Genomic DNA, 17,528 nt, shown 5'->3' with positions numbered 1-17,528 from the left:
TGTTGGCTGCTCCTCCACCCCCTACCCCGGTATCAAAGGGGAGTTGGCTCCCCGGTGTGACGTTCCGTCACCCACTCCCTTCCTACCTTCCTCTCGCCAACGACGAGAGCGAGGGAGGGCGGGCCGATGCGCCGCTTCACGAGGACCCTGATCACCGCGGCCGTGGTGACCGGTGTGATCGCCGGGACGGCCGGCTGGGCGTCCGGGAACAGCCAGGAGGCCGTGACCGGGGCCCCGGCCGGGACGGCGGCGTGGCGGGCCGCGGGGCTGCCCGACCCGGAGCGGATGGGCCCGGCCGAGGTCGCGCGGTTCTTCGCCGGGCTCGGTCCCGTACGACAGCACGAGCTGGCCCGGACGCACCCGACGGTCGTCGGGAACCTCGACGGGGCGCCCCTGGAGCTGCGGTACGAGGCCAACGCCCGGTCCGTACGGAAGGAGTTCGGCGGGGCGCGGGTCCTCGCCCACGATCCGCGCGGCCGGGGGCAGGTGGCCCTGGTCTACGGGGACCTGGCGCGGGCCGAGCACGTGGCCGTGATCGTGCCCGGCTCCGACATCGACGCGGAGCACGTCGAGCCGCTCGCCGACATGGCGACCGAGCTGCGCCGGGCGACCGGCGGCCGTACGGCGGTCGTCGCCTGGGCCGGGTACACGACGCCCGTCGGCGTCGGCCTGGACGCGGCCACCGGCCGGCTCGCCGAGGCCGGGGCGGAGCGGCTCGCCCGGTTCACGGACGGGCTCGCGGCAGTGAGGCCGGTCGGCGCGGCCGAGCCGTCCCTGTTCTGCCACAGCTACGGCTCCGTGGTCTGCGGGCTCGCCGCCCACCAGCTCAAGGCCAAGGACCTGGTGGTCTTCGGCTCCCCCGGGATGCGCGCCGAGAACGTCTCCGAACTCGGCACCTCCGCCCGGGTCTGGGCGGCGAAGGATCCCACCGACTGGATCGACCGGGTCCCGAACGTCGAGTTCGCGGGGCTCGGGCACGGCGCCGACCCCACCGACCCGGCCTTCGGGGCCCGCCCGATCCCGGCCGCGGACGCCGCCGGGCACGGCGGCTACTTCGCGCCCGGCACCTCCTCCCTCCGCACGTTCGCCGCGATCGCCGAGGGGGACGTCCGATGAAGACGCTCGTCGCGAGGATCGAGTCCTCCACCCCCGCCCACCGCGACCGCGCGATCGACGGGCTGCGTGCCCTCGCGCTGCTCGCCGTGCCGACCGGGCACTGGCTGCTCGGCGGCTTCACGCTCTCCTCCGACGGCGCGATCCACAACGCCAGCCCGCTGGGCACCTTCGCGGGTCTCGCGCCCGTCAGCTGGGTCCTCCAGATGCTGGGGATCTTCTTCCTGGTCGGCGGCTACGCCTCGGTCCTGTCGTACCGGCGGCGCAAGGGCTCCACGCGCGCGTGGCTGGGCGGCCGGCTCGCCCGCCTCGGGCGGCCGGTGCTCGGGGTGACCGCCGTGTGGGCGGCTCTGCTTCCGGTGCTGCACCTCGGTCTCGGGGTGCCCGTGGACACGCTGCGGACGGCGTCCACGCTGGTGATCCAGCCGCTCTGGTTCGTCGGCGTGTACACGGTGGTCACCGCGCTGACCCCGCTGTGCGTGCGGGCGGCCCGCCGTCTCGGGGTGTGGGCCGCGGCGCCGCTGCTCGGTTCGGTCGCCGTCGTCGACTTCCTGCGGTACGGGCCGTACGCCGATGCCGTGCCGTCCTGGCTGAGCCTGCTGAACATCCTGCCCGGCTGGCTCTTCGCGTATCAGCTCGGCGTCTCCTGGGGCGAGGGCCGGGTCGGTCGGCGCCACGCGTGGGGGCTGCTGCTCGGCGGCGCCGCGCTCTTCGCCGCCCTGCTGCTCGTCTTCGGCTACCCGGCGTCGATGGTCGGTGTCCCCGGTGAGGCCCGCACCAACTCGCACCCGCCGTCGCTGCTGGTCCTCGCCCTCGCCGCCGCGCAGAGCGGTGCGGCGATCCTGCTCCGGGACCGGCTCGGCCGGTTCCTGAAGCGGCCCGCGGTGTGGGCGCCGGTCGTCGTGGTCAACCTGTCCGCGATGACGATCCTGTGCTGGCACCAGACGGCGATGCTCACGGCCGCGATCCCCGCCTCGTACGCCGGGGAGATCGCCGGTCTGGTCGGCGCGCCGGACTCGGTCGGCTGGATCCTCGCCCGGTTGGCCTGGATACCGGTCTTCGCCGCTCTGCTGGGCCTGATCGGCCGGTACGCGCGCGTCTTCGAGTCCCCGTGGGCGAAGACCGGCCCGGCCCGCCGCACCCTGGCGGGTGTCCTGGCGGCGGGCTTCGCGGTCTTCGCCCTGGGGCTGGCCTAGATGCCGGAGCCGAAATGTCGGAGCCGAGATGCCGGAGCGTGGATATCGGAGCCCGGATGCCGGAGACCGGATGCCGGAGCCCGGATATCGGATCCTGGATATCGGATCCTGGATGCCGGAGCCCGGATGTCGGATCCTGGATTTCGGAGCCCGGATATCGGAGCCCGGATATCGGAGCCTAGATGTCAGACCTCACGGTTGACCGACGTGAAGCGCATGTCCGGGTAGCGGTCGCCCGCCACCAGGCCCGCGATCGGCTCCAGTTCGGCCAGTTCCGCGGCGGTGAGGGTGATCCGCGTGGCGGCCGCGTTCTCCAGGAGGCGGGAGCGCTTGCGGGTGCCGGGGATGGGGACGACCGTGAGGCCGTGCACGGCGGCGCGCTGCTGGACCCAGGCGAGGGCGATCTGCGCCGGGGTCGCTCCGTGGGCGGCGGCGATCTTGCGGACCGGGTCGAGGAGGGCGGCGTTCCGCTCGGCGTTCTCGCCGGTGAACCGGGGCTGGTACTTGCGGAAGTCGCCGCCCGACAGCTCCTTGGCGGCGTCCGCGAACGCGCCGGTCAGGAAGCCCCGGCCGAGCGGCGAGTACGGCACGAAGGTCACGCCGAGCTCGGCGGCGGCGCCGACGGCGCTGCGCTCCACGTCCCGGGAGAAGAGCGACCACTCCGACTGGAGGGCGGCGATCGGGTGGACCGCGTGGGCCTCGCGCAGCTCGGGTCCGGTGACCTCGCTCAGGCCGAGGAAGCGGACCTTGCCCTCCTGGACGAGCTCGGCCATGGCGCCGACGGACTCGGCGAAGGGGACCTCCGGGTCGCGGCGGTGCATGTAGTAGAGGTCGATGACCTCGACGCCGAGGCGGCGCAGGCTGTCCTCCGCGGCCTTCTTGACGTACGCGGGGTCGTTGCGGACGCCCCGGTAGGTGGGGTCGTCGGCGCGGCGCTCTATCGCGAACTTGGTGGCGAGGGTGACCTCGTCGCGGTGGGCGGCGAGGAACGGGGCGAGGAACTCCTCGTTGGCGCCGCTGCCGTAGATGTCGGCGGTGTCGATCAGGGTGACGCCGGCCTCCAGGGCCGCGTCGAGGGTGTCGCGGGCCGCGGCCTCGTCGGTGTCCCCGTAGAACTCGCTGATGCCCATGGCGCCGAAGCCCTGGACGCCGATCTCCGGTCCGTCCTGGCCGCCGAGCCGTACGGTGTCGATCCTGGTCACGCTGGTCATGAAGGTGTTCCTCCGCATGCGGTCCCGTAATGGCTGATCTTGATGTCGAGCACGGCGAGCGTGTCCTGGAGCTCGGTGATCCTGGAGAGCACGTCGCGCCGGGTGGCCTCCAGGAGCTCCCGTCGCGCGTCCCGGGTGTGGTCGCCCTCGCGCACCAGCTCGGCGTACCTGACCATGTCGGCCACCGGCATTCCGGTCAGCCGCAGCTTGCCGACGAAGGCCAGCCAGCCGAGGTCCTTCTCGGTGAAGCGGCGCTGTCCGGTGTGCGAACGGTCGACGTGCGGCATGAGGCCGATCCGCTCGTACCAGCGGAGGGTGTGCGCGGTGAGTCCGGTGATGGCCGCCACCTCACTGATCGTGTAGCGGTCCTTCCCGGCAAGCCCGGTCGTGCTCTCGATCACGCTCATGGGCCCCACGCTAAAACGTTGGAGTGCACTCGAAGCAAGTAGGCTCGGCCCCATGCAGAGCAGCGTGCCGAGCCTGGCGTCGATCGAGAACTGGCCCGTCCCCACCGCGGCGGCCGCCGTCGTCCGCGCGGACGGCACCCTGGCCGGGTCCCACGGCCCCACCGGGCAGCGTTTCCCGCTCGCCTCCGTCACCAAGCCGCTCGCGGCGTACGCCGTCCTCGTCGCGTACGAGGAGGGGGCGATCGACCTCGACGAGCCGGCCGGGCCCGAGGGCTCGACGGTCCGCCACCTCCTCGCCCACACCTCGGGGCTCGCCTTCGACGAGAACCGGGTCATGGCCGCGCCGGGCACCCGCCGGATCTACTCCAACACCGGCTTCGAGGCCCTCGGCGACCACGTCGCCAAGGCCACCGACATCCCCTTCGCCGAGTATCTGCACCAGGCGGTTCTGGAGCCCCTCGGCATGGCGTCGACGACCCTGGAGGGTTCGCCCGCGAAGGACGGCGTGTCGACCGTGGACGACCTGGTGCGGTTCGCCGCCGAGGTGCAGGCGCCGCGGCTGCTCGACGCGCGGACCGTCCTGGACGCGATGACCGTCACGTACCCGGGTCTGACCGGCATCCTGCCCGGCTACGGGCACCAGAAGCCGAACGACTGGGGGCTCGGCTTCGAGATCCGCGACGGCAAGTCCCCGCACTGGACCGGCGCGGGCTCCTCGCCGCGCACCTTCGGGCACTTCGGGCAGGCCGGAACGTTCCTGTGGATCGACCCGGACGCCGGTGCCGCGTGCGTGGCCCTCACCGACCGGCCCTTCGGGCCGTGGGCGGTCGAGGCCTGGCCGCCGTTCACGGACGCGGTCCTCGCGGACCTTCGCAGGTCCTGAGGCCTGTCGGGAAAGCAGCGGGCGTCCACGGCCCGGGCGGACCTTCCGAAGCGGCGGCCCTAGGTCTCGCAGCGGGTCGCCGGGACGGTTCCGTCGACGCTCGTGAGGGTCACCTCGACCATGCCCCCGTGGTCCTCCGCGTACGCGGTCGTGCACACCAGCTGCTGGACGGCCGCGTCCGACAGGCCCATGACGGGGAACGGCGTGCGGAGGCGGACGACCCGGCGGCCCTCCGGGGTCAGGCCCTCGACATCCTCCGCGTGCGGCACCTTCCCGGACCTCGGAAGGCCCGTGGTCAGACCCGCCTCGACGTCGGCGCCGGCCGGGCCGGAAAGAAGCGCGGCGAGCGCCTTGTCGGTGGCGACCCCGCTGCCGTGCGTGCCCTGCGCCCACCCGGAGCCCAGCCCTTGGGCCTTCCGGTCCTCGGCCGCCTCGGTGCCGCCCAGGACGTACGTCGTCTCGGGGACGGGCCGCTCGAGGTCGCGGACCACCGGGACGGGCCGGCCCTCCGGGCCGAGGAAGTAGAGCACCATCCGGAACTCGGGCGCCGGCATGACGGCCACGGTCGCCGGGCCGCCCGCCTCGACGACGTCGCTCTCCTGGATGCCGCAGGCGGCGAGCGACGCCATGGCGAGCAGGGCCGCGACGGCCGTACGGCGCCTCACAGCGGCATCCGTACGGTGAACACCGCGCCGCCCGCCGGGTGGTTGGCGGCCTGGACGGTGCCGCCGTGCAGCCGGACGTTCTCCAGGGTGATCGCCAGGCCGAGGCCGCTGCCCGCCGAACGGGTCCTGGCCTGGTCGGCCTTGTAGAAGCGGTCGAAGACGTGCGGCAGCACGTCGGGGTGGATGCCCGGCCCCCGGTCCGCGACCTCCGTCACCAGCTCGTCCCCCTCCGCGTACAGCCTGACCGTCACCGGCGCGGCCCCGTGCCGCAGCGCGTTGCCCACGAGGTTGGCGACGACGACGTCGAACCGGCGCGGGTCGAGCCGGGCCCTGATCCCCTCCTCAAGGTACGGGACGACCTGCGCCGGGTCGGTCCAGTGCCGGTGCTGGAGGGTCTTGCGGACACAGTCGGCGGCGTCGACCTCGTCGGTGTGCAGCTCGGCCGCGCGCGCGTCGAAGCGGGAGATCTCCATCAGGTCCTCGACGAGCACGGCGAGCTTCCCGGTCTCGGCGCTGATCAGCCGGACGGCGCGGGCGGTGTCGCTGTCGAGGCTTCCGGCGTCCTCGTCGAGGACCTCGGTGACGGCGAGCATGCCGGCGAGCGGGGTGCGCAGTTCGTGCGAGACGTCGGAGGCGAAGCGGCGGGCGCGGGCCTCGGCGTTGCGGAGCTCCGCGACGGAACGTTCCAGCTCGGCGGCGGACTCGTTGAACGTGCGGGCGAGATCGGCGAGTTCGTCGCTGCCCTTGGCGTGGATGCGGGTGTCGAGCCGGCCCCGGCCCATGCTGTGGGCCGCGTGCCGCAGTTCCCGTACGGGGCGGAGCACGCTGCGCGAGGCGATGAGCGCGGGGATCAGGGCCACGGCCAGGGCCGGGAGGGCGCCGTCGCGGGCCGCGGACACCATGGCCTCGATGTTCGCCTCCTCGTCGTCGAGTTCCATGACGGCGTAGAAGACGAGGCCGGTGGGCTGGGCGGTCCCCTCGGTCGCGTGCGTGCGGAAGACGGCGGGGACGGCGATGGTCAGGTAGGGGGTGCCGTTCTTCACGACCCGCTGGAAGCTGCCGTGCGGGGTGGTCGGCCGGGCCTGGGCGCGGGCCCGCAGTTCGGGGGTGATGACGGAGGAGGTGGGGCGGTCGGTGGAGGAGACGCGGACGCCGCCGTACTCGGCGTAGACCCGCCATGGACGGGGCTTGCCCTGGCGGGCGATGGAGAGGACCACGTCGTGCAGGGAGTCGGCGGTGACGGGCAGGCTGATGACGAGCGGGTCGAGCTGGTCGCGCAGGGCGGAGACGGCGGTGTCCTGGGTCTGCTCCAGGATGGCGTTGCGGGCGGCGCGGTAGGTGAGCGCGGCGGTGGTGCCGCAGCCGACGGCCGCGACGAGGAGGAAGGCGAGGACGAGGCGGGTGCGGAGGCCGAAGGGGTGCAGCCGGGGTCGGCGGGCCCGGCGGCGGGCCCGTCCCGTCGGCGGCTCGGCACCCGGCTCCGGGGTCACGCAGGCCTTCACAGCGGACCGAAGCGGTAGCCGAAGCCGCGCAGGGTCTGGATGTAGCGGGGTTCGCCGGGAGTGTCCTCGATCTTGTTGCGCAGCCGGCGGACGCAGGCGTCCACCAGGCGGGCGTCGCCGTGGTAGCTGTGCTCCCAGACGTGTTCGAGGAGCTGCTGGCGGCTGAAGACCTGCTCGGGGGCGGCGGTGAGGTGGAGCAGGAGCTTCAGCTCGGAGGGGGCGAGGGCGAGGCGCTCGCCGGCCTTGGCGACGGTCAGGCCGGCCCGGTCGATGGCGAGCTCCCCGTGGAACTCGACGGCGGACCGGCCGGATCCCGGCTCCTCGATGCGCCGCAGCACGGCCCGTATCCGGGCTTCGATGACCTCGGTACGGGCGGGCTTGATGATGTAGTCGTCGGCGCCGGCCTCCAGGCCTACGACGACGTCGAAGTCGTCGCCGCGTGCGGTGAGCATGATGATCGGCAACTGGCTGCTCTCCCGGACCCGGCGGCAGACCTGGACGCCGTTCATGCCGGGCAGCATCAGGTCGAGGAGCAGCAGGTCGGGCCGGAACTCGCCGAGGGCGGCGAGCCCCGCCTCGCCGGTGGGGGCGGTCCTGACGTCGTGCCCGCGGCGGCGGAGACCCAGCTCGACGCCTTCGCGGACGGAGGGGTCGTCTTCTATGAGGAGCACGCGGGGCATGTGCGGAGTATCCCAAGGTCGGTACGGGCGCCCCCACGGGGCGGGTGGGGTCAGGTGCGGCGGAGGCGGTTCGCGGCGGAGGCGAGGAGGGCCTGGAGCTCCGTGAGGCGGAGGGGGCGGGCGAGGAGGGCGAAGGTCGTCAGGATCGTCGCGGCTCCCGCGAGGCCCGCGACCAGCGGTCCGGCCACTGCCGCCGTGTCCGCGGCGAACAGGCCGTAGCCCGCCGCCGGCACGGCCGCGACGAGCAGCCGGGCCAGGGCGGGGACCGCGCCGCCCGCCGTGCCGCCGAGGCGCCGGCGCAGCACGTACGCCGTGGCCGCCCAGCCCGCCCACAGCGCGAGGGAGTAGGCCGCCGCCATGCCGGTGACGGCCCAGCGGGTCGGGAGCCAGTGGTACGCGGCCAGGGACAGGCCGGCGTTGAGGGCGGCGATGACGAGGTTGAGGAAGAACGGGGTGCGGGTGTCCCGCAGGGCGTAGAAGGCCCGGGTGCACACGTACTGGCCGGAGAGGGCGATCAGGCCGGGCGCGAAGGCCGTCAGGGTCCAGGACATCGCGCGGACGTCGTCGCCGCCGGTCGCCCCGTACCCGAAGACCAGGGTCATCAGGGGGACGGCGAGGGCGAGGAGCGCGCAGGCCGCCGGGACCACCGCCGCCGCGCTGGTCCGCAGGGCGTACGAGACGTCCCGCCGGACGCCCGCGAGGTCGCCCTCGGCGGCCGCGCCGCTCATCCGGGGCAGCAGCGCCGTGACGAGGGAGACGGTGATGATGCCGTGCGGGACGGTCCAGAGGAGGTAGGCGTTGTTGTACGCGGCGAGGCCCGCGCCGCCGTCCCGCACCAGGCCGCCGGCCGAGGTGGCGATCCAGGTCGTCACCCAGTACGCGCCCTGGTTCGTGAGGACGAGGAGCACCAGCCAGGCCGCCGAGCGCAGCGGGGCGGCGAGGCCGCTGCCGCGCCAGTCGAAGCGGGGCCGCCAGCGGAATCCGGCGGCGCGCAGCGAGGGCAGCAGGGCGAGGGCCTGGACGGCGATGCCCGCGGTGGTGCCCCAGCCGAGGAGGGCGGTCTCCCCGGGGGTGAGCTCGCCGCCGTCACTGACGGCCAGGAAGAGGCCGAAGACGGTGACGGCGACGACGTTGTTGAGGACGGGGGTCCACATCATGGCGCCGAACCGGCCCCGGGCGTTGAGGACCTGTCCGAGCAGGGTGAAGAGTCCGAGGAAGAAGATCTGCGGCAGGCACGCGCGCGCGAAGGCGATGGTCATGTCCCGCTGTCCGCCCGCGTAGTCGGTGTACGTGTCGACGATCAGCGGGGCGGCCAGGACGGCGACGGCCGTGAGGGCGGCGAGGGCGAGCGCGCAGAGGGTGAGGAGGCGGTCGGTGTAGGCGACGCCGCCGTCCTCGTGCTCCTTGGCGGCCTTGACGAGTTCGGGGACGAAGACGGCGTTGAGGGCGCCGCCGAGGAGCAGCATGTAGACGATGGTGGGGACCGAGTTCCCGACCGCGTACCCGTCGGCGACGAGGCCCGCGCCGAGCGCGGCGGCGACGACGGAGGCCCGTACGAAGCCGGTGGCGCGGGAGACGAGCGAGCCGGCGGCCATGAGGGCGCCGCTGCGGAGGGCGGAGGACTTCGGCCGGGGTGGTGCGGCGGTGAGCGTCGCCGTCATCGACGGGCCAGATAGGCCTGGAAGGCGCGGTACAGCGCCCCGTTGGTCGTGCCCTGCATCGGAATCTCCCACTCCCCCAGCGTCTCGACGACCTGGCCGCCCGTGCCGAGCTTCCAGCGCAGGAGCCCGTGGGCGCGGTCGTCCGGATCAAGGGTGGAGGGTACCCCGCGCAGGTCGTAGACGGCGGCGCCGAGCGCGTGGGCGTCGAGCATCATGCGCCACTGGAGGGCGTTGGAGGGCCGGACCTCGCGGCGGTGGTCGGCGGAGGCTCCGGTCTGGTACCAGACGCGGCCGCCGACGGTGAGCATGGTGTGCGCGGCGAGGATCTCGCCCTCGTGGCGGGCGAGGTAGAGCTTCATGCGGCCGGGCTGTTCGGCGTTGAGGACGGCGTACTGGCGCTCGTAGTAGGCGAGGGAGCGGCCGAGGCGGAAGCCGTCGCGTTCCTCGGTGATGCGGAGCAGCCGGTAGAACTCGGGGAGGTCGGCGGCGGAGCCGACGACTATCTCGACGCCGGACTTGCGGGCCTTGCGGACGTTGCGCCGCCACTCCTGGTTGAGGCCGGTCCACAGGTCGTCGGTGCTGCGGCCGGCGAGGGGGACCTGGAAGACGTGCCGGGGCTGGGCGTCGGCGCCGTCCTCGGAGTCGCCGCCGCACTTGCGCCAGCCGCGGGCGCGCAGGCGTTCGGCGACGGCCGTTCCCAGCGGGTCGACCTCGTCGGCGAGGACGTCGGAGAGCCGGCGGCCGGGTCCGGTGCCGGCCTTGACGGTGGCGGCGTCCCACCGGCGGTAGGCGGGCCCGGGTCCCATGCGGACGGCGAAGGCGCCCAGGGAGCGCAGATGGCCGAGGAGCGGGGCGAGCCAGCCGTCGAGGTCGGGGTCGGCCCAGTCGGCGACCGGCCCTTCGGGCAGGTAGGCGAAGTACTTCCGGGTGCCGGGGAAGGGCCGGAGGAGGACGAGCGCGACGCCCGAGAGGGCCTCTCCTTCCCGCCCCCACCCGACGAGTTGGTGGTTCCAGCCGTCCTTCACCTGGGCCCAGGAGGGGAGTTGGAGGAAGCTGGGTCCCTCGGCGCCGGATCGGGAGTCGAGGAACGCGCGGTACGCCTCGGGGGTCACGGGCCCGAGCCTGACCGGTCCTGCGGGGGCGCGGCGGTCGGTGGGTGCGGCCGTCACGAGCAGCGCTGACACAACGGGAGCCTCCTTGTTCCGCCCCTCGGTGGTGGGGCGCACAGCAGGCTCACAGCCGAATTCGACGGATGCGCGCGGCGATTGTGACCGGACGATGACCGTTCCGCCGCAGCCGCCGTCACAGAGGCGTCGGGCGCCCCGGGGGCGCTCTCCGGCGGCCTACAGTCCTGGACATCCCACCTTTCTCCCTCACTCGCGGAGGTCTTCCGTGCTGCCGATACGCACTTCCCGTCCCGCCCTGGCGGTCGTCGCGCTGACCGTGTCCCTCACCGCCTGCACGGCCCAGGCGGCCGACGGCGGCCCGTCCGGGTCGCGGGCCGGGGCGTCCGAGGCGGCGCCGCCGGCGAAGGTGACGGTGGTGACGAAGACGGCCGGCAGCCCGGTGACGGTGACCGCGTCCGGCGGCACGCTCGCGGCGGTACGGGTCGTGGACGCCGACGGCGGGGTTCTGAAGGGCCGTACGGACGCGGGCGGTACGAACTGGGCGTCGGACCGCAAGGCGGTGCCCGGCACCTCCTACACGGTCGAGGTGACGTCCCGTACCGCCGACGGCAAGGAGTCGATCAGCCGGTCGTCCTTCACCACCCCGGAGCCCCGGAAGGTCAACAAGCTGACCCTGGCGCCCGGCAAGAACACCACGGTCGGCATCGCCCACCCCCTGTCGATCGTCTTCGACCTGCCGGTGACGCGGAAGGCCGACGTGGAGAAGCAGCTCAAGGTGACCACCTCGAACGACACCGAGGGTTCCTGGGGCTGGGTCAAGGACTACTCGGGCCGGGACCGGGCGGACTGGCGGCCGCGGGAGTACTGGAAGCCGGGCACGAAGGTCACCCTCGAAGCGGAGCTCGACGGCACGGACTCGGGCGGCGGCTGGTTCGTACGGGACTACCGGACCGGCTTCACCGTCGGCGCGGCGCAGGTCGTCAAGGTCGACCTGGACACGCACCGGCTGAGTGTCGTACGGGACGGGCGGACGGTCCGCACGATCCCCGTCTCCGGCGGCACCCCCGGCGGCGACAAGCGGTCCTGGCGGGGCACGGCCGTGCTGATGGCGAAGGAGGGCACCATCAACATGAACTCGGAGACGGTCGGCCTCGGCGACGCCTACGACAAGATGGTCGACTACTCGATGCGGCTGACGTGGTCGGGGATGTACGCGCACGCGGCGCCGTGGAACGCCGCGTACTTCGGCAGGGAGAACCACAGTTCCGGGTGCATCGGGATGAGCAAGGAGAACGCGGCCTCGTTCTACGCGTCGGTGAATGTGGGTGACCCCTTCGAGATCAAGGGGCGGGAGACGAAGGGGACGGTGGCGGAGGGCAACGGGTACGGCGCGTGGAACCTGAACTGGGAGCAGTGGAAGGCGAAGAGCGCCCTCGCCTGAACGGTCAGCCCAGGGCCTTGCGCCAGTCCGTCATCTCCCAGACCAGGACCTCCGCCTCGGACAGGGCGGCCAGTTCGGCTCCCCCCGTGCCGGTGAGCCGGGCCGCGTCGCCCGGCGCCAGCTCCTCGTCGCCCAGCGTCACCCCGCCCCGTACGACGTGCACGTAGGCGAAGTCCGCGGGCGGCACCTCCGCGGATTCGCCCGCGCTCAGGCGGTGGACGTGCAGGACCGCGCCCGCCGCCGGGAGCTCGTACGTGGCGCCGACGCCCCGCACCACCTCGTACGACGGCTCGCCGCCCGGTGACAGCGGGGCCAGCCACATCTGGACGAAGACCAGGGGGGCCGGGCCGTCGTTGCGTTCGACGTGGCGGACGCCGCCCGCCGCGCTGAGGTGCTGGAGGTCGCCGGGGCGGACCACCGACGTGTGCCCGGTGCTGTCGGCGTGCGTCAGCTCGCCCTCCGCCACCCACGTCACGATCTCCGTGTGGGAGTGGGGGTGCTCGTCGAAGCCCGCGCCCGGCGCGAGCCGCTCCTCGTTGCAGGCGAGGAGCGCGCCGAAGCGGAGGTTGTCGGGGTCGTAGTGCGCCCCGAAGGACAGGGCGTGCCGGGTCTCGATCCCGGCCGCCGGGTCGCCCCCGGGGTAGCGCTCGGCGGCGCGCTGGATGCGTATCACGGACGTACCGTAGCCCCGACCCCGCACGCCGGCGTCCCGATAAGGCAGTCTTGTCCCCGTGCCTGAACCCGTGAACGCCGCCCATCCGCACGCCGCGACCCTGAAGCGCCTCGAACAGTCGTCCGGGCGGCTCGCCGCCGGCGCCATCGCCCGCATGGACGAGACGCTGCCGTGGTACCGCGCGATGCCGCCCGAGAACCGGTCGTGGATCGGTCTGGTCGCCCAGGCCGGCATCGCCGCGTTCACCGAGTGGTTCCGGCACCCGGAGACCCCGCAGGCCATCTCGACGGACGTCTTCGGCACCGCGCCCCGCGAGCTGACCCGCGCGATCACCCTGCGCCAGACCGTCGAGATGGTCCGGACGACCATCGAGGTCATGGAGTCGGCGATCGAGGAGGTCGCCGCCCCCGGGGACGAGTCCGTGCTCCGGGAGGCGCTCCTCGTCTACGCCCGGGAGATCGCCTTCGCGACCGCCCAGGTGTACGCGCAGGCCGCCGAGGCCCGGGGCGCCTGGGACGCCCGGCTGGAGTCGCTCGTGGTGAACGCGGTGCTCTCCGGCGAGGCCGACGAGGGGGCCGTCTCCCGGGCCGCCGCCCTCGGCTGGAACTCGCCCGACCACGTCTGCGTCGTCCTCGGCACCGCCCCCGACGGGGACAGCGAGCTCACCGTCGAGGCGATCCGCCGGGCCGCCCGGCACGCCAAGCTCCAGGTCCTCACGGGCGTCCTCGGCGACCGGCTCGTCGTCATCGCCGGCGGCAACGACAATCCGCTCGCCGTCGCCAAGGCGCTGATCGGGCCGTACGCGCCGGGGCCCGTCGTCGCCGGGCCCGTCGTGCCCGATCTGCTCGCCGCGACCCGGTCCGCGCAGGCCGCCGCCGCCGGGCTCAAGGCCTGCTCGGCCTGGCAGGACGCGCCCCGGCCGGTCCTGGCGGACGATCTCCTCCCGGAGCGCGCCATCGCCTCCGACCCTTCGGCCCGCGAGCAGCTGGTGGAGGAGATCTACAGACCACTGGAGGAAGCGGGCTCGGCGCTGCTCGAAACTCTCAGTGTCTATCTCGAGCAGGCGAGCAGTCTGGAAGGCGCGGCCCGGATGCTCTTCGTCCACCCGAACACCGTGCGCTACCGGCTCCGACGTGTGACCGACGTCACCGGCTGGTCACCCTCCGATGTTCGCTCCGCGTTCACGCTGCGGATCGCCCTGATCCTGGGACGCTTGGCCGACGGAGATCCGCAGTCCTAGACTTTTGTCGAACACCAACAAATCCCCCGACGGTTCTTCGTCCTTGTCCCCACGGGCGCTCGGAGCCGTCCCCAAGAGAAGGTGTGAGGGTGCTCGTACTCGTCGCTCCCGGCCAAGGCGCCCAGACGCCCGGCTTCCTGACCCCCTGGCTCGAACTCCCCGGCGCCGCCGACCGCCTCGCGGCCTGGTCCGAGGCGATCGGGCTCGACCTCGTCCACTACGGCACGAAGGCGGACGCGGACGAGATCCGTGACACCGCCGTGGCACAGCCCCTCCTCGTCGCCGCCGGCCTGCTCTCCGCGGCCGCGCTCGGCGACGTAACCCCCGGCGTCGTCGCCGGTCACAGCGTGGGCGAGTTCACCGCCGCCGCCTTCGCGGGCGTCCTCGACGACGAGGCCGCGCTGCGCCTCGTCCGTACCCGTGGTCTCGCGATGGCCGAGGCCGCCGCGATCACCGCGACGGGCATGTCGGCGCTGCTCGGCGGCGACCCCGAGGTCACCGTCCCGCACCTGGAGAAGCTCGGCCTGACCGCCGCCAACGTGAACGGCGCGGGCCAGATCGTGGCCGCCGGCACCCTGGAGCAGCTGGCCGCCCTGGAGGCGGACAAGCCCGAGGGCGTCCGCCGGGTCGTGGCACTCAAGGTCGCCGGCGCGTTCCACACGCACCACATGGCCCCGGCCGTGGCGAAGCTGGAGGAGGCGGCGAAGACGCTGTCCCCGGCCGCCCCGACCACCCGCTACGTCTCCAACAAGGACGGGCAGGTCGTCACCGACGGCGCCGAGGTCGTGGCCCGCCTGGTCGGCCAGGTCGCGAACCCGGTCCGCTGGGACCTGTGCATGGAGACCTTCCAGGAGCTCGGCGCGACCGCGCTGATCGAGGTGTGCCCCGGCGGCACCCTGACCGGCATCGCCAAGCGCGCGCTGCCGGGCGTGGCCACGGTCGCCCTCAAGACTCCCGACGACCTCGACGCGGCCCGTACGCTCATCGCCGAGCACGCGGCCGTCTGACAAGGAGTGTCGAGAAACATGTCGAAGATCAAGCCCAGCAAGGGCGCCCCGTACGCGCGGATCCTCGGTGTCGGCGGTTACCGCCCCACCCGGGTCGTGCCGAACGAGGTGATCCTCGAGAAGATCGACTCGTCCGACGAGTGGATCCGCTCGCGCTCCGGCATCGCCACCCGCCACTGGGCCTCTCCGGAGGAGACGGTCGCCGCCATGTCGGTGGAGGCCTCGGGCAAGGCCATCGCCGACGCCGGGATCAGCCCCGAGCAGATCGGCGCCGTGATCGTCTCCACGGTCTCGCACTTCAAGCAGACCCCGGCCGTCGCCACCGAGATCGCCGACAAGATCGGCGCCGGGAAGCCGGCCGCGTTCGACATCTCCGCCGGCTGCGCGGGCTTCGGCTACGGCCTGACGCTCGCCAAGGGCATGATCGTCGAGGGTTCGGCCGAGTACGTCCTCGTCATCGGCGTCGAGCGGCTCAGCGACCTGACGGATCTGGAGGACCGCGCGACGGCCTTCCTGTTCGGCGACGGCGCCGGCGCCGTGGTCGTCGGCCCCTCGGACGAGCCGCACATCGGCCCCACCGTGTGGGGTTCCGAGGGCGACAAGTCCGAGACGATCAAGCAGACCGTGCCGTGGAACGAGTTCCAGGTCGGCGACGCCTCGAAGCTGCCGCTCAACCAGCAGGGCGAGATCAAGTTCCCCGCCATCACGCAGGAGGGCCAGGCGGTCTTCCGCTGGGCCGTCTTCGAGATGGCGAAGGTCGCCCAGCAGGCGCTGGACGCCGCCGGCATCTCGGCGGACGACCTCGACGTCTTCATCCCGCACCAGGCGAACATGCGGATCATCGACTCGATGGTGAAGACTCTGAAGCTGCCGGAGCACGTCACGGTCGCCCGTGACGTGGAGACCACCGGCAACACCTCGGCCGCCTCGATCCCGCTCGCGATGGAGCGGCTCCTGGCGACCGGGCAGGCGAAGAGCGGCGACACCGCGCTCGTCATCGGCTTCGGGGCGGGTCTCGTCTTCGCCGCGACGGTCGTTACCCTCCCCTAGGCACACCGGATCTTCCGGTAGCCGTTTTCCTCAGTACAGACACAAGAAGGAGCGCCACATGGCCGCCACCGAGAAGGAGATCGTCGACGGTCTCGCCGAGATCGTCAACGAGATCGCCGGCATCCCCGTCGAGGACGTCCAGCTGGACAAGTCCTTCACCGACGACCTGGACGTCGACTCGCTGTCCATGGTCGAGGTCGTCGTCGCCGCCGAAGAGCGCTTCGACGTCAAGATCCCCGACGAGGACGTCAAGAACCTCAAGACCGTGGGCGACGCTGCCGCCTACATCCTGAAGCACCAGGACTGATTCGGTCCTCGCTGACTCGGTTCGCCACCCGGCGGTGGCGCCGTATTTCGACCATCACACACGTGGAGAAAGAATTCCTGTGAGCTCGACCAATCGCACCGTGGTCGTCACCGGTCTCGGCGCAACCACACCGCTGGGTGGCGACTCCGCATCGACCTGGGAAGGTCTGATCGCGGGACGCTCCGGCGTCAAGCCCCTCGAGGGCGAGCGCTTCGCCGAACTGCCCGTCCAGATCGCGGCCCTCGCCGCGGTCGACCCCGGCGATGTGCTGCCCCGTCCGCTGGCCCGCAAGCTGGACCGCTCGGCGCAGTTCGCGCTGATCGCGGCCCGTGAGGCGTGGGCCGACGCGGGCTACACCGGCCCGGCCGGTGAGGACGGGAAGATCGTGCCCGAGCGGCTCGGCTCCGTCATCGCCTCCGGCATCGGCGGTGTCACCACGCTGCTCGACCAGTACGACGTGCTGAAGGAGAAGGGCGTCCGCCGCGTCTCCCCGCACACCGTCCCCATGCTCATGCCCAACAGCCCCTCCGCGAACGTCGGCCTGGAGGTGAACGCCCGGGCGGGCGTCCACACCCCCGTCTCCGCGTGCGCGTCGGGTGCCGAGGCGATCGGCTACGCCGTCGAGATGATCCGTACCGGCCGTGCCGACGTGGTCGTCGCCGGCGGTACCGAGGCCGCGATCCACCCGCTGCCGATCGCCGCGTTCGCCAACATGATGGCGATGTCCAAGAACAACGACGAGCCGACGAAGGCCTCGCGTCCCTACGACACCGGCCGCGACGGCTTCGTGCTCGGCGAGGGCGCGGGCGTCGTGATCCTGGAGTCCGAGGAGCACGCGAAGGCGCGCGGCGCCCGCATCTACTGCGAGGTGCTCGGCCAGGGTCTGTCGGCCGACAGCCACCACATCGCGCAGCCCGAGCCGACCGGCCGGGGTATCGCCGCCGCGATGCAGAACCTGCTGGACTCCACGGACCTCAAGCCGTCCGAGGTCGTCCACCTCAACGCGCACGCCACGTCGACGCCGCAGGGCGACGTCGCCGAGATCAAGGCGCTGCGGAAGGTCCTGGGCGACGACCTCGACCACGTCGCGATCTCCGCGACGAAGTCGATGACCGGTCACCTCCTGGGCGGCGCGGGCGGCATCGAGACCGTCGCGACGGTCCTGGCCCTCCACAACCGCCTGGCCCCGCCGACGATCAACATCGACGAGCTGGACCCGGACGTCGAGGCGGACATCGTCCGCAACGAGCCCCGCGAACTCCCGCAGGGCACGATCGCCGCGATCAACAACTCGTTCGGCTTCGGTGGCCACAACGTGGTGCTGGCGTTCCGTACGGTCTGATCCGCGACTGAACAGTGAGGCCC

The 17,528-nt window shown here is 72.8% G+C and carries 17 protein-coding genes; 9 read left to right on the top strand and 8 right to left on the bottom strand.

The window, feature by feature from the left end; all coding sequences use genetic code 11:
• Positions 1 to 126 precede the first annotated feature (126 nt).
• A complete protein-coding gene (locus ACWGN5_RS27215; RefSeq protein ID WP_453519792.1) occupies positions 127 to 1,116 on the top strand; it encodes an alpha/beta hydrolase in 990 nt (329 codons plus the stop codon).
• Positions 1,113 to 2,309: an acyltransferase family protein gene (locus ACWGN5_RS27210; protein ID WP_453519791.1), complete on the top strand. Its 1,197-nt coding sequence runs from the start codon at positions 1,113 to 1,115 to the stop codon at positions 2,307 to 2,309. The genes ACWGN5_RS27215 and ACWGN5_RS27210 overlap by 4 nt, the downstream gene beginning before the upstream one ends.
• 185 nt (positions 2,310 to 2,494) lie before the next feature.
• On the opposite strand, the gene ACWGN5_RS27205 is transcribed toward ACWGN5_RS27210, so the two are convergent.
• Together ACWGN5_RS27205 and ACWGN5_RS27200 are read right to left on the bottom strand one after the other, a co-directional pair.
• A complete protein-coding gene (locus ACWGN5_RS27205; protein ID WP_453519789.1) occupies positions 2,495 to 3,520 on the bottom strand; it encodes an aldo/keto reductase in 1,026 nt (341 codons plus the stop codon).
• The gene (locus ACWGN5_RS27200; RefSeq protein ID WP_453519788.1) at positions 3,517 to 3,927 is read right to left on the bottom strand and encodes a MerR family transcriptional regulator; all 411 of its coding nucleotides are present in this window, start codon (positions 3,925 to 3,927) and stop codon (positions 3,517 to 3,519) included. The genes ACWGN5_RS27205 and ACWGN5_RS27200 overlap by 4 nt, the downstream gene beginning before the upstream one ends.
• Before the next feature lie 52 nt (positions 3,928 to 3,979).
• Between ACWGN5_RS27200 and ACWGN5_RS27195 the strand changes: the two genes are divergently transcribed.
• Positions 3,980 to 4,810 (top strand): serine hydrolase domain-containing protein, encoded by an 831-nt coding sequence (locus ACWGN5_RS27195; RefSeq protein WP_453519786.1) that lies wholly within the window; start codon positions 3,980 to 3,982, stop codon positions 4,808 to 4,810.
• Positions 4,811 to 4,869: 59 nt separating this feature from the next.
• On the opposite strand, the gene ACWGN5_RS27190 is transcribed toward ACWGN5_RS27195, so the two are convergent.
• From ACWGN5_RS27190 to ACWGN5_RS27170, 5 genes are read right to left on the bottom strand one after another with little or no spacing between them, the layout of a single operon-like run.
• Complete coding sequence (locus ACWGN5_RS27190; RefSeq protein ID WP_453519784.1) at positions 4,870 to 5,475, bottom strand: hypothetical protein; 606 nt, start codon at positions 5,473 to 5,475, stop codon at positions 4,870 to 4,872.
• Positions 5,472 to 6,965: an ATP-binding protein gene (locus ACWGN5_RS27185; RefSeq protein ID WP_453519782.1), complete on the bottom strand. Its 1,494-nt coding sequence runs from the start codon at positions 6,963 to 6,965 to the stop codon at positions 5,472 to 5,474. The genes ACWGN5_RS27190 and ACWGN5_RS27185 overlap by 4 nt, the downstream gene beginning before the upstream one ends.
• A gap of 8 nt (positions 6,966 to 6,973) precedes the next feature.
• Positions 6,974 to 7,657 carry a response regulator gene (locus ACWGN5_RS27180; RefSeq protein ID WP_453519779.1) on the bottom strand — a complete coding sequence of 228 codons (684 nt, stop codon included), beginning with the start codon at positions 7,655 to 7,657 and terminating at the stop codon, positions 6,974 to 6,976.
• A 50-nt stretch (positions 7,658 to 7,707) separates the two neighbouring features.
• Positions 7,708 to 9,318, bottom strand: coding sequence for a murein biosynthesis integral membrane protein MurJ (murJ, locus tag ACWGN5_RS27175; RefSeq protein ID WP_453519778.1), 1,611 nt, complete (start codon positions 9,316 to 9,318; stop codon positions 7,708 to 7,710).
• Complete coding sequence (locus ACWGN5_RS27170) at positions 9,315 to 10,502, bottom strand: lipid II:glycine glycyltransferase FemX (RefSeq protein ID WP_453519775.1); 1,188 nt, start codon at positions 10,500 to 10,502, stop codon at positions 9,315 to 9,317. Before ACWGN5_RS27170 ends, murJ begins: the two co-directional genes overlap by 4 nt.
• A gap of 208 nt (positions 10,503 to 10,710) precedes the next feature.
• Here ACWGN5_RS27170 and ACWGN5_RS27165 point away from each other — a divergent pair, with 208 nt between their 5' ends.
• Positions 10,711 to 11,886 carry an Ig-like domain-containing protein gene (locus ACWGN5_RS27165; protein ID WP_453519773.1) on the top strand — a complete coding sequence of 392 codons (1,176 nt, stop codon included), beginning with the start codon at positions 10,711 to 10,713 and terminating at the stop codon, positions 11,884 to 11,886.
• 4 nt (positions 11,887 to 11,890) lie between these two features.
• Here ACWGN5_RS27165 and ACWGN5_RS27160 read toward each other — a convergent pair whose 3' ends face one another.
• Positions 11,891 to 12,559, bottom strand: a complete 669-nt coding sequence (locus ACWGN5_RS27160) for a pirin family protein (protein ID WP_453519771.1) — start codon at positions 12,557 to 12,559, stop codon at positions 11,891 to 11,893.
• A gap of 58 nt (positions 12,560 to 12,617) precedes the next feature.
• Between ACWGN5_RS27160 and fasR the strand changes: the two genes are divergently transcribed.
• The 5 genes from fasR to fabF all read left to right on the top strand — a co-directional run bounded on the left by fasR (position 12,618) and on the right by fabF (position 17,505).
• Positions 12,618 to 13,799: a fatty acid biosynthesis transcriptional regulator FasR gene (gene fasR / locus ACWGN5_RS27155; protein WP_351191556.1), complete on the top strand. Its 1,182-nt coding sequence runs from the start codon at positions 12,618 to 12,620 to the stop codon at positions 13,797 to 13,799.
• 89 nt (positions 13,800 to 13,888) lie between these two features.
• Positions 13,889 to 14,806: an ACP S-malonyltransferase gene (locus tag ACWGN5_RS27150; RefSeq protein WP_453519769.1), complete on the top strand. Its 918-nt coding sequence runs from the start codon at positions 13,889 to 13,891 to the stop codon at positions 14,804 to 14,806.
• 18 nt (positions 14,807 to 14,824) lie between these two features.
• Positions 14,825 to 15,856 carry a beta-ketoacyl-ACP synthase 3 gene (locus ACWGN5_RS27145; RefSeq protein ID WP_453519767.1) on the top strand — a complete coding sequence of 344 codons (1,032 nt, stop codon included), beginning with the start codon at positions 14,825 to 14,827 and terminating at the stop codon, positions 15,854 to 15,856.
• A gap of 58 nt (positions 15,857 to 15,914) precedes the next feature.
• Positions 15,915 to 16,163: an acyl carrier protein gene (locus ACWGN5_RS27140; protein WP_351191550.1), complete on the top strand. Its 249-nt coding sequence runs from the start codon at positions 15,915 to 15,917 to the stop codon at positions 16,161 to 16,163.
• A gap of 79 nt (positions 16,164 to 16,242) precedes the next feature.
• On the top strand, positions 16,243 to 17,505 hold the full coding sequence (fabF, locus tag ACWGN5_RS27135) for a beta-ketoacyl-ACP synthase II (protein ID WP_453519765.1): 1,263 nt from the start codon (positions 16,243 to 16,245) through the stop codon (positions 17,503 to 17,505).
• The last annotated feature ends 23 nt before the right edge of the window (positions 17,506 to 17,528 follow it).

The organism is Streptomyces sp. NPDC055815 (assembly GCF_053616475.1).
This window is presented reverse-complemented; position numbering and strand designations above follow the sequence as displayed.

Excerpts from the sequence above, each read along its gene's own strand:
- ACWGN5_RS27210 (WP_453519791.1), top strand. The coding sequence starts at position 1,113 with ATGAAGACGCTCGTCGCGAGGATCGAGTCCTCCACCCCCGCCCACCGC.
- murJ (WP_453519778.1), bottom strand. The coding sequence starts at position 9,318 with ATGACGGCGACGCTCACCGCCGCACCACCCCGGCCGAAGTCCTCCGCC.
- ACWGN5_RS27180 (WP_453519779.1), bottom strand. The coding sequence starts at position 7,657 with ATGCCCCGCGTGCTCCTCATAGAAGACGACCCCTCCGTCCGCGAAGGC.
- ACWGN5_RS27195 (WP_453519786.1), top strand. The coding sequence starts at position 3,980 with ATGCAGAGCAGCGTGCCGAGCCTGGCGTCGATCGAGAACTGGCCCGTC.
- ACWGN5_RS27205 (WP_453519789.1), bottom strand. The coding sequence starts at position 3,520 with ATGACCAGCGTGACCAGGATCGACACCGTACGGCTCGGCGGCCAGGAC.
- ACWGN5_RS27140 (WP_351191550.1), top strand. The coding sequence starts at position 15,915 with ATGGCCGCCACCGAGAAGGAGATCGTCGACGGTCTCGCCGAGATCGTC.
- ACWGN5_RS27145 (WP_453519767.1), top strand. The coding sequence starts at position 14,825 with ATGTCGAAGATCAAGCCCAGCAAGGGCGCCCCGTACGCGCGGATCCTC.
- ACWGN5_RS27200 (WP_453519788.1), bottom strand. The coding sequence starts at position 3,927 with ATGAGCGTGATCGAGAGCACGACCGGGCTTGCCGGGAAGGACCGCTAC.
- ACWGN5_RS27215 (WP_453519792.1), top strand. The coding sequence starts at position 127 with ATGCGCCGCTTCACGAGGACCCTGATCACCGCGGCCGTGGTGACCGGT.